Source organism: Cryobacterium sp. MDB1-18-1, from assembly GCF_004402735.1.
GTDB classification, from domain to species: Bacteria; Actinomycetota; Actinomycetes; order Actinomycetales; family Microbacteriaceae; genus Cryobacterium; species Cryobacterium glucosi.
The window spans coordinates 43,260-56,669 of record NZ_SOFR01000016.1; the positions used below are offsets into that span (position 1 = coordinate 43,260).

At 68.6% G+C, this 13,410-nt stretch carries 15 protein-coding genes; all 15 read left to right on the top strand.

Annotation, left to right across the window (positions count from 1 at the left end; genetic code table 11):
* Nucleotides 1-87: 87 nt before the first annotated feature.
* The 15 genes from E3O50_RS03865 to E3O50_RS03935 all read left to right on the top strand — a co-directional run bounded on the left by E3O50_RS03865 (nt 88) and on the right by E3O50_RS03935 (nt 13,406).
* A complete protein-coding gene (locus E3O50_RS03865) occupies nt 88-1,191 on the top strand; it encodes a histidinol-phosphate transaminase (RefSeq protein ID WP_241975189.1) in 1,104 nt (367 codons plus the stop codon).
* Between the two features lie 4 nt (nt 1,192-1,195).
* Nucleotides 1,196-2,323 carry a pyruvate dehydrogenase (acetyl-transferring) E1 component subunit alpha gene (gene pdhA, locus E3O50_RS03870; protein ID WP_134448510.1) on the top strand — a complete coding sequence of 376 codons (1,128 nt, stop codon included), beginning with the start codon at nt 1,196-1,198 and terminating at the stop codon, nt 2,321-2,323.
* A gap of 98 nt (nt 2,324-2,421) precedes the next feature.
* Nucleotides 2,422-3,381, top strand: a complete 960-nt coding sequence (locus tag E3O50_RS03875; RefSeq protein WP_134448648.1) for an alpha-ketoacid dehydrogenase subunit beta — start codon at nt 2,422-2,424, stop codon at nt 3,379-3,381.
* Between the two features lie 45 nt (nt 3,382-3,426).
* Nucleotides 3,427-4,836: a dihydrolipoamide acetyltransferase family protein gene (locus tag E3O50_RS03880; protein WP_134448508.1), complete on the top strand. Its 1,410-nt coding sequence runs from the start codon at nt 3,427-3,429 to the stop codon at nt 4,834-4,836.
* A gap of 105 nt (nt 4,837-4,941) precedes the next feature.
* Entirely contained in the window at nt 4,942-5,700 is a 759-nt protein-coding gene (locus tag E3O50_RS03885) for a VIT family protein (RefSeq protein ID WP_134448506.1), read from the top strand.
* A gap of 76 nt (nt 5,701-5,776) precedes the next feature.
* The gene (locus E3O50_RS03890; protein WP_198413584.1) at nt 5,777-6,805 is read left to right on the top strand and encodes a metal ABC transporter substrate-binding protein; all 1,029 of its coding nucleotides are present in this window, start codon (nt 5,777-5,779) and stop codon (nt 6,803-6,805) included.
* A 4-nt stretch (nt 6,806-6,809) separates the two neighbouring features.
* Complete coding sequence (locus E3O50_RS03895) at nt 6,810-7,601, top strand: metal ABC transporter ATP-binding protein (protein ID WP_134448502.1); 792 nt, start codon at nt 6,810-6,812, stop codon at nt 7,599-7,601.
* Nucleotides 7,602-8,483 (top strand): metal ABC transporter permease, encoded by an 882-nt coding sequence (locus E3O50_RS03900; protein WP_134558132.1) that lies wholly within the window; start codon nt 7,602-7,604, stop codon nt 8,481-8,483. It abuts the gene before it with no gap.
* Complete coding sequence (locus tag E3O50_RS03905) at nt 8,483-9,355, top strand: metal ABC transporter permease (protein ID WP_134558133.1); 873 nt, start codon at nt 8,483-8,485, stop codon at nt 9,353-9,355. The genes E3O50_RS03900 and E3O50_RS03905 overlap by 1 nt, the downstream gene beginning before the upstream one ends.
* Entirely contained in the window at nt 9,352-9,756 is a 405-nt protein-coding gene (locus E3O50_RS03910; protein ID WP_134558134.1) for a transcriptional repressor, read from the top strand. Before E3O50_RS03905 ends, E3O50_RS03910 begins: the two co-directional genes overlap by 4 nt.
* A gap of 175 nt (nt 9,757-9,931) precedes the next feature.
* Nucleotides 9,932-10,168 (top strand): 50S ribosomal protein L28, encoded by a 237-nt coding sequence (gene rpmB, locus E3O50_RS03915; RefSeq protein WP_134448494.1) that lies wholly within the window; start codon nt 9,932-9,934, stop codon nt 10,166-10,168.
* Nucleotides 10,168-10,335, top strand: a complete 168-nt coding sequence (gene rpmG, locus E3O50_RS03920) for a 50S ribosomal protein L33 (RefSeq protein WP_092322741.1) — start codon at nt 10,168-10,170, stop codon at nt 10,333-10,335. The genes rpmB and rpmG overlap by 1 nt, the downstream gene beginning before the upstream one ends.
* A 3-nt stretch (nt 10,336-10,338) precedes the next feature.
* Nucleotides 10,339-10,644 carry a 30S ribosomal protein S14 gene (gene rpsN, locus E3O50_RS03925; protein ID WP_134448490.1) on the top strand — a complete coding sequence of 102 codons (306 nt, stop codon included), beginning with the start codon at nt 10,339-10,341 and terminating at the stop codon, nt 10,642-10,644.
* A gap of 310 nt (nt 10,645-10,954) precedes the next feature.
* Complete coding sequence (locus tag E3O50_RS03930) at nt 10,955-11,242, top strand: HU family DNA-binding protein (RefSeq protein ID WP_134448488.1); 288 nt, start codon at nt 10,955-10,957, stop codon at nt 11,240-11,242.
* A 154-nt stretch (nt 11,243-11,396) separates the two neighbouring features.
* On the top strand, nt 11,397-13,406 hold the full coding sequence (locus tag E3O50_RS03935) for a cytochrome c oxidase assembly protein (RefSeq protein WP_174774570.1): 2,010 nt from the start codon (nt 11,397-11,399) through the stop codon (nt 13,404-13,406).
* The last annotated feature ends 4 nt before the right edge of the window (nt 13,407-13,410 follow it).

A 13,410-nucleotide genomic window follows, 5' to 3' on the forward strand; every position in this document is an offset into this window, starting at 1 on the left:
TGCGCTTGGGTGGCGCGGCCTGCGGCACGCCCGGTCTCCGCGCGGCTCATGCGGTCGCGCGAATACGCCCCGGCGTAGAATCGCCGAGTGAGCCCCACAGACCAGTCAGCGGTGCGACTGCGCCCCGAAATCATCGCCCTCCCGGCCTACAGGCAGGGAAAGGCGGCAGCCGCGAGTGCCTTCAAGCTCTCGAGCAACGAGAACCCGTTCGGGCCACTGCCCGGTGTGATCGCTGCCGTCGGCGCCGAGACGACGTACAACCGCTATCCGGATGCCTCCGCGTCCGAACTGCGGGAACGCCTCGCCGCACGCTACGGGCTTTCGCCGGACGAGGTGCACGTGGGCAGCGGTTCCGTCGCCCTGCTCTCCCAGCTCATCCTCGCCGCGGCGGGCCCAGGGGACGAAGTCGTCTATTCCTGGCGCTCCTTCGAGGCGTACCCGAGCCTCGTCACCGTCGCAGGCGCGACGAGCGTGCAGGTGCCCAACCGGCCGGATCACGGCCACGACCTCACCGCCATGGCCGCCGCGATCACCGACCGCACCCGCGTGCTCATCGTCTGCAGCCCGAACAACCCGACCGGCACGATCGTGCGCGCTGCGGAGTTCGAGGCCTTCATGGCGGTCGTCCCCTCGACGCTGCTCGTCATCCTCGACGAGGCGTACGCCGAGTTCGTGACCGACCCCGACGCCGTCAGGGGCATCTCCCTGCTGGGCCGCTACCCGAACCTCGTCGTGCTCCGCACCTTCTCCAAGGCATACGGCCTCGCCGGGCTCCGGGTCGGCTACGGCCTCGGGCCGGTTGCGATCCTCGACGCTGCCCGTGCGACGGCGATTCCACTGTCGGTCACGGGGGTCGCCAGTGCTGCCGCGATCGCATCGCTCGATGTCGATGACGAACTCATGGAACGGGTGCGCACCATCGGCACCCGTCGTGACACGATCTGGCGCGCGCTCACCGAGCAGGGCTGGAACACTCCCGCACCCCAGGGCAACTTCATCTGGTTGCCGACGGGCGCGGAAACCGGTGTCGCCGCCGAGGCGCTCGGTGCGGCCGGACTCGTGGTGCGGCCCTTCCCCGAGGGGATCCGGATCTCAATTGGCGAGGAAGAATCTGTGGAAGAACTACTGCGAACCTGCGCGGAACTTGTACAAAATCTACCAATAGGGCATTCGGCCCGGCGGCTAGGTTAGTACGATGGCAGCGCGCGAGAACGACTCACCCCTGGTTCAGGTGCTCTCGACGAGCGGGCTCGTCGAGCCGAGCGAGGCGGCGGCGGAGTTCATGCCCTACCTCGACCGCCTGACCGAAGACGACCTCCGCAGGTTCTACCGTGACATGGTCGTCGTCCGTCGTTTCGACAAGGAGGCGGCGAACCTGCAACGGCAGGGCCAGCTCGCCCTGTGGGTGCCGAGCCACGGCCAGGAGGCCGCCCAGGTCGGCAGCGCGTATGCCACCCGCCCCCAGGACCACGTCTTCCCCTCCTACCGTGAGCACGTCGTCGGCATGATCCGCGGGCTCGACCTCGTCGACATCCTGCGGATGCTGCGCGGCGTCACCCTCGGTGGCTGGACCCCCGAGGATCACGGCAACTTCCATCTCTACACTCTCGTGCTCGCCTCGCAGACCCTGCACGCGACCGGATACGCGATGGGCATGCAGCTCGACGGCACGACCGCGACCGGCAACCCCGAAACCGACGAGGCGGTCATCGTCTACTACGGCGACGGAGCCTCCTCCCAGGGTGACGCGAACGAGGCCCTCGTCTTCGCGGCGAGTTACCAGACCCCGCAGGTCTTCTTCCTGCAGAACAACCACTGGGCGATCTCGGTGCCGGTCACCCGGCAGTCGCGCACCCCGCTCTACCTCCGCGCCGGCGGCTTCGGCATGCCCGGCACCCAGGTCGACGGCAATGACGTGCTCGCGAGCTACGCCGTCACCGCCAAGCACCTCGACGACGCGCGCGCGGGCAAGGGCCCCGCCCTGATCGAGGCGATGACCTACCGGGTCGGTGCGCACACCACCGCAGACGACCCCACCAAGTACCGTGACCCGGAGGAACTCGCCGCCTGGGTCGCGAAAGACCCGATCGTCCGGTTCCGCGCCTACCTGCAGGGCCTCGGCGTCGAGCAGGACTTCCTCGACGCCGTCGACGAGGAGGCCGAGGACCACGCAGCGGATGTCCGCCGCCGCGCCCTCGAGATCCGCTCGCCCGAGCGTTCCGTCATCTTCGACAACGTCTACGCCGAACCCCACCCGCTGATCCAGGAACAGAAGGCCTGGCTCGACCGATACGAAGCATCCTTCGAAGGAGGCGACGCGTGAGCGACACGATCGTGACCGAGACCCCGGTCCGGGAGCCGGCCGCTTCTGCAGTGCCCGCGGCAGCATCCGCCGTTCCAGCCACCTCGGCGAACCTCCCGATGGCCAAGGCCCTGAACGCCGGCCTCCGGCAGGCGATGCTCGACAATCCGAAGGTCCTGATGATGGGCGAGGACATCGGACCGCTCGGCGGCGTGTTCCGCGTCACCGAGGGCCTGCACGCCGAATTCGGCGACAAGCGCGTGCTCGACACCCCGCTCGCAGAGTCCGGCATCGTCGGCACCGCGATCGGCCTCGCCCTCCGCGGCTACCGTCCCGTCTGCGAGATCCAGTTCGACGGCTTCGTCTTCCCCGGCTTCGACCAGATCACCAGCCAGCTCTCCCGGATGCGCAACCGGCACGAGGGCCAGGTCACGATGCCCGTCGTGATCCGGATTCCCTACGGCGGACACATCGGCTCGATCGAGCACCACCAGGAGAGCCCGGAGGCGTACTTCGCGCACACCCCGGGCCTGCGCGTCGTGAGCCCCTCGAACCCGCACGACGCCTACTGGATGATGCAGGAGGCGATCGCCTCCGACGACCCGATCATCTTCTTCGAGCCGAAGAGCCGCTACTGGCCCAAGGGCGAGGTCCGTTTCGGCGCGAGCGGGATTCCCCTGCACGCGAGCCGGGTCGTCCGTGCCGGCTCCGACGTCACCCTCGTCGGCCATGGCGCCATGGTCACTGTCCTGCTGCAGGCCGCCGAACTCGCCGCGGTCGAGGGCATCAGCATCGAGGTCATCGACCTGCGCTCGATCTCCCCGATCGACTACGGCCCCATCCTCACCTCCGTGGAGAAGACCGGCCACCTGGTCGTCGCCCAGGAAGCATACGGCTTCGTGAGCGTCGGCTCGGAAATCGCGGCGACCGTCACGGAGCGCTCGTTCTACCACCTCGAGGCTCCCGTGCTGCGGGTTTCCGGCTTCGACACCCCCTTCCCGCCCGCGGCCGTCGAGACCCACTTCCTGCCGTCCCCCGACCGGGTCCTCGAAGCGGTCGATCGTTCCCTCGCCTACTGACATGCACCGCCCCGCACCTCGCATGACCCACAGCAAGGAATCCAGATGAGCGTCCTGAACTTCACCCTTCCCGATGTCGGTGAGGGCCTCACCGAGGCTGAAATCGTCGAGTGGCGGGTCGCCCCCGGCGACACCGTGTCGATCAACCAGGTGCTCGTCGAGATCGAGACGGCCAAGTCGCTCGTCGAACTGCCGTCTCCGTTCGTCGGCGTCGTCGGCGCCATCCTCGTGGAGGTCGGAACGACCGTGGACGTCGGAACGGTGATCATCACCATCGTCCCCGCCGAGGAGCCCGCAGCCGTCAGTCCGGCTCCGGCCGCTGCTCCCGCTGCCGTGACGGCGGATGCCGGAGCAGGACAGGTCCCCGCCGCACACGTCACCGAGCTGGCCGGCGCAGCCCTCGACACCGGGTCGACCATCACCGCTGAGGAGCCGAAGGTGCTCGTCGGTCGGGGAGCCGCTCCGAGCGTGCCGACCCGTCGCCGTCGGGGATCCGACGGTGCCGCGCCGCACGCCTCGATCGCTCCTCCCGCGATCGAAACGCCCCGGCCGGCCGCCGCAGCCCAGGCGCGGGCGCCGCGCGCGGCATCCGCCGGTCCCGTCATCGCCAAGCCCCCGATTCGCAAGCTCGCGAAGGACCTCGGCGTCGATCTCGCCCTCGTCGAGGCGACCGGCCCCGTCGGCGACGTCACCCGCGAGGACGTGCTGCGCGGGGCGACCCAGGCGAGCGTGTTCCGCAACATCCAGACGCCCGAGTGGCCGAGCGACCGTGAGGAGCACATCCCGGTCAAGGGCGTGCGCAAGGCGATCGCGCAGGCCATGGTCGGCAGCGCGTTCACCGCGCCGCACGTCAGCCTGTTCGTCGACGTCGACGCCACGCGCACGATGGAGTTCGTCAAGCGCCTCAAGGCCTCGACCGACTTCGCCGGGGTGCGGGTCTCGCCGATGCTGATCATGGCCAAGGCGATGATCTGGGCCGTGCGCCGCAACCCCACCGTGAACTCGGTCTTCACCGATCAGGAAATCATCATCAAGCACTACGTGAACCTCGGCATCGCCGCGGCCACCCCGCGCGGGCTGATCGTGCCGAACGTCAAGGAAGCCCAGGACATGAGCCTCCTCGAGCTCGCTCGCGCCCTCGAGACGCTCACCCTCACGGCGCGCGACGGCAAGACGACGCCGGCAGACCAGGCCGGGGGCACGATCACGATCACGAACATCGGCGTCTTCGGCATGGACACCGGCACCCCGATCCTCAACTCCGGCGAAGCCGGGATCGTCGCCCTCGGCACGATCAAGCCCAAGCCCTGGGTCGTCGACGGCGAGGTGCGCGTGCGCCAGGTCACGACCATCGGCGCGAGCTTCGACCACCGGGTCGTCGACGGAGACGTGGCGAGCCGCTTCCTGGCGGATGTCGCGAGCATCATCGAGGAACCGGCCCTCCTCCTCGAATAGCGGGTTCAGACTTTGGGAAGGCTTACCTCACCAGCTCTTTAACGCGCTGGTGAGGTAAGGCTTTCCACGCTGGCGGACGTGGATTCCCTGTGGTCTGATGTTCCAATGACCTCCATCGCCCCCGCCAGAATCGCCCCCGTCGCTCCTGCGGTCGAAGCCGCAGCCGACGACCGGAAGCGCACCGAGAGCCACGCCGGCCGCCTGAACTGGCTTCGCGCCGGGGTGCTCGGCGCCAACGACGGTATCGTCTCCGTCGCAGCCCTCGTCGTCGGCGTCGCCGGCGCGAGCGGCTCGACCGCAGTCATTGCCGCGGCCGGCACAGCCGGTCTCGTCGGCGGGGCGATCTCGATGGCCCTCGGTGAATACGTCTCCGTCAGCAGCCAGAGCGACAGCCAGCGCACCCTGATCGCGCGCGAGAAGCACGAACTGAGCATCGACCCGGAGGGCGAGCTCGAGGAACTCGCGAAACTCTACGAAAAGCAGGGCCTCGCGCCCGCGACCGCCCGCCAGGTCGCCACGGAATTCACCGCGATCGACCCTGTGCGCGCCCACCTGCTGGCCGAGCACAGCATCACGGAAGACGACGTCGTCAGCGCCTGGCATGCCGCCTGGGTCTCCGCCGCGGCGTTCACCCTCGGCGCGCTGCTCCCGTTCCTGGCGATCCTGCTCCTGCCCGCGAGTGTGCGCATCCCGATCACCTTCGGCGCCGTGCTCGTCGCCCTCGCCGCCCTCGGCGCGACCGGCGCCCACCTCGGCGGCAGCCCCAAGCTGCGGGCGATCATCCGCGTCGTGCTCGGCGGCGCCGCCGCGCTCGTGGTCACCTTCCTGATCGGGTCCCTGCTCGGCACCTCCGGCGTCGTCTAGCCCGCCAGCCACCAAGCGGTGGCGAGCCCACCTAATGGTTTTGACAATCATTATCAATAGGGATAGCGTCGCTTACGTGACCCCCTCGAAAATCCTCGTACCCGCGCTCCTGGCCGCGGCCGCGCTCACCCTCAGCGGATGCTCGGCCACGACGCCCGGTTCGGCCGGAGGCTCCGGAGGAGCATCGGGCGACCTCCGGGTCGTCGCGACAACCACCCAGGCCGCCGACCTTGCCCGCAACGTGATCGGGGATGCCCCGGGCGTCACGCTGACCCAGCTCATCCAGCCGAACCAGAGCGCGCACAGCTACGACCCGTCCGCGGCCGACCTGACCGCCCTCGGCCGCGCCGATGTGCTCGTCATCAACGGCGTCGGCCTCGAGGAATGGCTCACCGACGCGATCGACGCCTCCGGCTTCCATGGCGTCACGATCGACTCCGATGCGGGCATCACGATCGCAGAGAGCGGCGCCGGAAACGACGAGGCCCCCCACACGGCGGATGCCGCACACGACCACGCGGGCGGCAACCCGCACATCTGGACCGACGTCGCGAACGCGGAAGCCATGACCCGCACCATCGCCGCCGGTCTCGCGGCCGCGAGTGCCGCCGACGCCGACCGGGCAGCTGCCTTCACGGCCAACGCCGCCGGCTACGGAAGCACGCTCGCAGCGCTCGACGGCTGGATCCGCACGAACATCGACCCGGTCCCCGCCGCGGAGCGGCTTCTCGTCAGCAACCACGACGCCTTCGGTTATTTCACGGCCGCATACGGCATCACCTACGTCGGCAGCGTGATCCCGAGCTTCGACGACAACGCCGAACCGAGCGCAACCGAAATCGACCAACTCGTCACGAAGATCAAGGCCACCGGCGTCAAGGCCGTGTTCTCCGAGGCCTCGATCAGCCCCAAGGCCGCCGACACGATCGCCCGGCAGGCCGGCGTCACCGTGTACTCCGGCGACGACGCCCTGTATGGCGATTCCCTCGGCCCGGCCGGCAGCGACGGTGCCACCTACGTCGCCTCTCAGCTGCACAATGTGCGCCTGATCCTCGAGTCCTGGGGCAGAGTCCCCACCGCCGTACCGGCAGACCTGCGAGAGTGAACACGTGAACGAGAACGATTCTCAACCGCGGACCGCCGCGCCGCTCGCCCTCCACGTGGCCGGGGCATCCTTCGCATACGCCCAGACGCCCGCGCTCGAAGACGTCGCCTTCGACCTGCGCGCGGGTGAGGCCGTCGCCCTGATCGGGCCGAACGGTTCGGGAAAGTCGACCCTACTCAAGGGAGTGCTCGGCCTGATCCATCGCACAGCAGGCACGGTCGAAGTGCTCGGTGAATCCCCGGCCCCCGCAGGCGCGGTCGGGTACGTGCCCCAGGCCGACGAGCTCGACCCGGAATTCCCGGTCACCCTCGAACAGGTGGTCATGATGGGGCGATACCGTTCCCTCGGCTGGCTGCGCCTGCCCGGCAAACGCGACCGCGCGCACGTCGCAGCGGCCCTCGAGGCCGTCGGCCTCTCCGAACGCGCCAGGACCCGGTTCGGCGAACTCTCCGGGGGCCAGCAGCAGCGCGGCCTCCTCGCCCGCGCCCTCGCATCCGGGCCCCGCCTGCTCCTGCTCGACGAACCGTTCAACGGCCTCGACCAGGAGAACCGCAACGCGCTCGTGGACACCGTGAAGCGACTCAAGGCCGACGGCGTTGCCGTGCTCATCTCGACGCACGACCTCGAACTCGCCCGCGACGTCTGCGAATCGGTCCTGCTGCTGAACGGCGGCCAGGTCGCCTTCGGCCCACTCGACGAGGTGCTCAGCCTTGAGAACGTCCAGCGCACCTTCCGGTCCGTCGGGGTCGAACTCGACGAGCACACCGTCGTCGTGCCCAGCCACACGGGGCACTGAGTGGATGCCTGGGGCGCGCTTCTCGACGCCTTCTCCCTGCCGTTCATGTCCCGCGCCCTCGTGATGCTCCTCGTGCTGAGCCTCGTCGCGGGCATCGTCGGCGTGCTGGTCAACCTGCGCGGGCTCGAATTCATCAGCGATGGGCTCACCCACGCGGTGTTTCCCGGCATCGCGATCGGGTTCGTCTGGGGCGGCCGTGAGGGCCTCTTCGCGGGGGCGATCGTCGCGGCAGTGCTCACTGCGATCGTGTTGGCGGTGCTGATGCGCAAGGCTGTGCCGGTCGACGCCGCGATCGCGATCGTGTTCACGGCCATGTTCAGCATCGGCGTGATCGTCGTGTCCCGGCAGACCAACTACGTCGGCCAGCTCGAACAGCTCCTGTTCGGGCGGCTGCTCACGATCAGCGTGGTCGAGGTCGTCCAGACGATCGTGATCTGCGCGATCGCCCTCCTCCTCGTGGGAGTCACACTCAAGGAGCAACTCTTCCGCGCCTTCGACCGCACCGGGTTCTCCGCCGTCGGCTACCGGCCCTTCGTGCTCGACCTCGTGCTCAACGTGGCGATCGCGCTCGTCGTCGTCGCCGCGTCGAGCGCCGTCGGAACCCTGCTCGTGCTCGCGGTGCTGATCGTTCCCGGCGCGGTCGCACGGCTCGTGACCGTGCGCCTGTGGCTGCTGTTCCCGGTCGCGGCGGTGTTCGCCGCCGTCGCGGCGTGGCTCGGCCTCTCCCTCGGCTATGTGGCATCCGTGGGGGCCGGCATCAACCTGCCGAGCGGCGCGACCGTCGTGCTCGTACTCGTCGCCGGGTACGCCCTCGCCCTCGTCGGCCGACTCCTGCTCGACCGGCTGCGCGCGCCGCAGCCTCGGCCCGCGGCGGTGCTCTGATGGATTACTTCAGCACCGCCCTCATCGCCGCGACCGTGATCGGCGCACTCTGCGGCCTCGTCGGCTCCCTTGTCGTGCTGCGCCGGCGCACCTTCTTCGCCCAGGCCCTCACCCACGCCACCTTCCCCGGCGCGGTCGCCGCGGCCATGCTCGGGCTGAGCATTCCGCTCGGGGCTTTCGTCGCGAGCATCGCCATCGTCGGAATCATGACCGTGATCGGCCGGGTGCGCCGCCAGGGCAGCCAGGTGGCCTCTGGCATCGTCCTCACGGCGGGCTTCGCGCTCGGGGTGCTCCTGCAGGCGCTCAACCCGTCGCTGCCCGTTCACGTCGATTCGTTCCTCGTCGGATCCATCCTGACCACGACCGGTTCCGACATCGGCCTCGCCGGCGGCGTCCTCGTGGTCGCCGTTCTGGTGATCGTCTTCTTCGGCAAGGAACTGCTGTTCTCGACCTTCGATGCGAGTGGATACCGCGCGGCCGGATACCGGGAATGGCCGATGGAACTCTTGACCCTGGGCCTCATCACCGCGACCGTCGTGACCGCGATGCCCGCGGTCGGCGCGATCCTCGCGATCGCCCTGATCGCAGCCCCCGCGGCCGCCGCACGCCTGCTCGCCCGCACCGCGGGGCAGATCCTCATCGCGGCACCCGTCCTCGGGGCGACGGCCGGGATCAGTGGGGTACTGCTCTCGCGCGCCCTCGACGTCGCCGCCGGGCCCGCGATCGCGCTCACCGCAGCAGCGTTCTTCCTCCTGGCTCTCGCCGTGCGTCAGATCCGCTCCCGGGCCGGCAGTTCCCGGACCGCCGCCCTGCCCACCCGGCCGGCTTCCGGTCGTGCCGCCGCCCGGGCGAGCCTAGGGTGGGAGTCATGAAGCGCAACACCTGGCAGCGCGAGGCCGTGCGCACCGCCCTCAGCGACACGGTCGGATTCGTGAGCGTGCAGGGCCTGCACACCCGCCTGCACGCCACCGGATCCCCGATCGGACTCGCGACGGTCTACCGCGCCCTCGCCGACCTCGCGGGCGAAGGCGAGGCCGACTGCCTGCAGTCGCCCGACGGCGAAAGCCTCTACCGGGCCTGCAGCACGACAGACCACCACCACCACCTGATCTGCCGGCACTGCGGCCTCACCGTCGAAATCGAAGCGGATGCCGTCGAAACCTGGGCGAAGAACGTCGCCGCCGAGCACGGCTTCACCCAGGCCGCCCACGTCGTCGACGTGTTCGGCCTGTGCGCGGCGTGCACCGCGGCATCCGCCGCCGCCATCGCCTGAGCGGAGTTGCGCGGACACCCGTCGACCCGTAGAGTTGGCGGTTGCTGCGCATATCTTTGCGTGCACTGCCGGAATACATCGGCTTCGCTTCCTGAACCAGTGAAGTGGAACTGCTGTGCCCGGCCGACAAGAGATCTTGGGAAGGGCATTCGCCCTTCGGTATTGGAGGAGAACCATGGCAGCAACCTGCCAGGTGACCGGAGCCGTTCCCGGCTTTGGACACAACGTTTCGCACTCGCACCGACGCACCAAGCGTCGTTTCGACCCGAACGTACAGACCAAAAAGTACTACGTGCCTTCGTTGCGCCGTAACGTCACCCTGACCCTCTCGGTCAAGGGAATCAAGGTTATCGATGCTCGTGGCATTGAGTCGGTCGTCAAGGACCTGCTCGCCCGTGGGGAGAAAATCTAATGGCCAAGCAGCATGACGTCCGCCCGATCATCAAGCTCCGCTCGACGGCCGGCACCGGTTACACGTATGTGACCCGCAAGAACCGTCGTAACGACCCCGACCGTCTCGTGCTCAAGAAGTACGACCCCGTAGTTCGCAAGCACGTTGACTTCCGAGAGGAGCGCTAACACATGGCCAAGAAGAGCAAGATCGCCCGTAACGAACAGCGCAAGATCGTTGTTGCCCGTTACGCCGTCAAGCGCCTGGAGCTGAAGAAGGCCCTCGTCGACGAGTCCGGTACGGACGAGTCGCGCGAGGCAGCCCGCCTCGGCCTCCAGAAGCTTCCCCGCAACGCTTCGCCGGTGCGCGTGCGCAACCGCGACGCCGTCGACGGTCGCCCCCGTGGCCACCTCTCCAAGTTCGGCATCTCGCGCGTGCGTTTCCGCGACATGGCGCACCGCGGCGAGCTGCCCGGCATCACCAAGTCCAGCTGGTAACACCCGCTGAATCGCTTCGCTGAACTCCGGTTCCGCGAATGAGGGGATGTCGACTTCGGTCGACATCCCCTTTCTCGTACCCGGGCGGATGTCTCGTCGAGGGACCCCGGATTCCGCGCACAGCGGAAATGGCACTCCCGGAAGGGCAAAAAGCGCCCCAAGATGCCGAAAAACGCCGGAAATACGCGGAAGTTCCCGGAACTCTGTTAGATTCAACGCGGTCCAACCGACCAACGGATGCGCCTTCTGGCGTCGCCCGCATTACCCGCATACCTGTTTTTTACAGACGAAGGTCCGAGGAGGACACTCAATGGCTGACAAGTCGCTGAACAAGACCGAGCTCGTTGCCAAGGTTGCCGCAGACTCTGGCCAGAGCCAGGTTGCCGTCGACAGCGTGCTCAACGCATTCTTTGCCGCACTCGCCGAAACCGTCGCGAGCGACGGCAAGGTCACCATCCCGGGCTGGCTCGGCGTCGAGCGCACCGCCACCGCGGCGCGCACCGGCCGCAACCCGCAGACCGGCGAAGAAATCGCCATCGCAGCAGGCCACCGCGTCAAGCTGACCGCCGGCAGCAAGCTGAAGGCCGCCGCCAAGTAACATCGGCACCCGTTCCACCTGCTTCACCCGCTTCATCTGCTTCACCTGCTTCATACAGAGGAGGGCGTCGGCTTCGGCCGGCGCCCTCCTCTGCGTCCGGTCCGTGGCATCCGCTCTCGGCATACCCACCCGGCTGGCCGGTTAAGCTGGAGCCGTGCCTCGTCTCGTGCGGATCTCTGGTCCTGCAGCCCTCCTCCTGGTGGCCGTGCTCTCGACCCTGCTGGCCCTCGCCTACGGCGGCGGCGCTGCTGCGCAACTGCTCGCAGACCCGGGGCCGCTCGTGCGCTGGGGACTCCCGGTGGCGAAGCTGCTCGTCAACCTCGGTGCTGCGGGCACGATCGGCGCCCTCGTGCTCGCCTGCTTCGCGCTCAGCCCCCGCGAGAACGCATACGGCACCTCGCTCGACTTCGCCGCGGGAGCCGCGGCACTCTTCACCGCCGCCTCCGCTCTCACCGGGTTCCTGACCTTCCTGCAGGTGACGGATGTCCCGTTGGCCTTCGACGACCGCTTCAGCGCGACCGCCGGCCAGTTCTTCAGCCAGATCGAACTCGGCCAGGCTTGGCTCGCGACCACGCTCATCGCCGCGGGCGTCACGGTGCTGTGCTTCGCGGTGCGCAGCCAGACCGGGCTCGTTTTCGTCACGGCCCTCGCGATCGGCGCCCTCGTTCCGATGGCGCTCCAGGGCCACGCAGCGGGCAGCCAGGGCCACGACGTCGCGATCACGGCACTCGGACTGCACCTCGTGTTCGCGGCGATCTGGCTCGGCGGGCTCCTGACGGTCGTCGTGCTCCGCAAACAGCTCGAGGGCACGCGTATCAACGCCGTCATCGGCCGGTATTCGACGCTCGCCCTCGTGAGTTTCATCGTCGTCGCGGCCTCCGGTTACGTCAGCGCCGAACTGCGGATCGGCAGCATCGACCGGCTTCTGACGCCGTACGGCATCCTCGTGCTCGTGAAGGTCGTCGCCCTCATCACGCTCGGCGGTTTCGGTGTGTTGCAGCGCCGGTTCCTCGTCGAGCGGATGCGCCGGGCCACGCTCGCGGGACCGGGCGCCGCCGGCCGCAGCGCGGGCACCTGGTTCTGGTGGCTCGTGGTCGGCGAGCTCGCTTTCATGGGACTCGCCTCAGGGGTTGCTGCGGCGCTCGCCCGTACCGCGACCCCGGTCGCCCAGGTCGTGGCGACCCAGGTCGCCACCTCGACCCCCGCGCAGATCCTCACCGGCGAGCTGCTGCCGCCAGAGCTGACCTTCGCCCGGTACTTCACCGAGTGGGACTTCGACCTGGCCTGGGTGCTGTTCTGCGCCTTCGGGATCTTCTTCTACCTGGCCGGGGTCTACCGGTTGCACAAGCGCGGTGACTCCTGGCCTGTCTACCGGACCGTGTCCTGGGTGGTGGGGATGCTCATCCTCTTCTACATCACCAACGGCGGCGCCAACCTGTACGCGAAGTATCTGTTCTCGTCGCACATGCTGATGCACATGGCGCTCACCATGCTGGTGCCGGTGTTCCTCGTGCCCGGTGCCCCGATCACCCTTGCCGCCCGGGCCATCCACAAGCGCACCGACGAGAGCCGCGGAGCCCGCGAGTGGATCCTCCTCGCGGTGCACTCCCGGTACGCGGGCGTCCTGACGAACCCGATCGTCGCCGCAGTGCTCTGGGCCGGCTCCCTCTGGGTGTTCTACTACTCGAACCTGTTCAGCTGGGCGACGACCGACCATATCGGGCACGAGTGGATGGTCGTGCACTTCCTGATCACCGGGTACCTGTTCGTGCAGTCCCTGATCGGCATCGACCCGGTGCCGTACCGGCTGCCCTACGCCTTCCGGCTGCTGCTGCTGCTCGGCACGATGGCGTTCCACGCCTTCTTCGGGGTCGCCCTGATGACCGGGACGGGCCTGCTCCTCGCCGACTGGTACGGCGCGATGGGCCGTACCTGGGGGGTCAGTGCGATCGCCGACCAACAGCTGGGCGGCGGCATCGCCTGGAGCGTCGGCGAGATCCCGACGATCGCGCTGGCGATCGCCGTCGCGATCCAGTGGTCCCGCAGTGACGAGAAGGAAACCCGGCGCAAGGACCGCAACGCCGACCGGACCGGCGAGGCCGAGCTCATCCGCTACAACGCCCAGCTCGAGCGGCTCGCCTCGCGCGACACCCGGCAGCCCTAGTCCC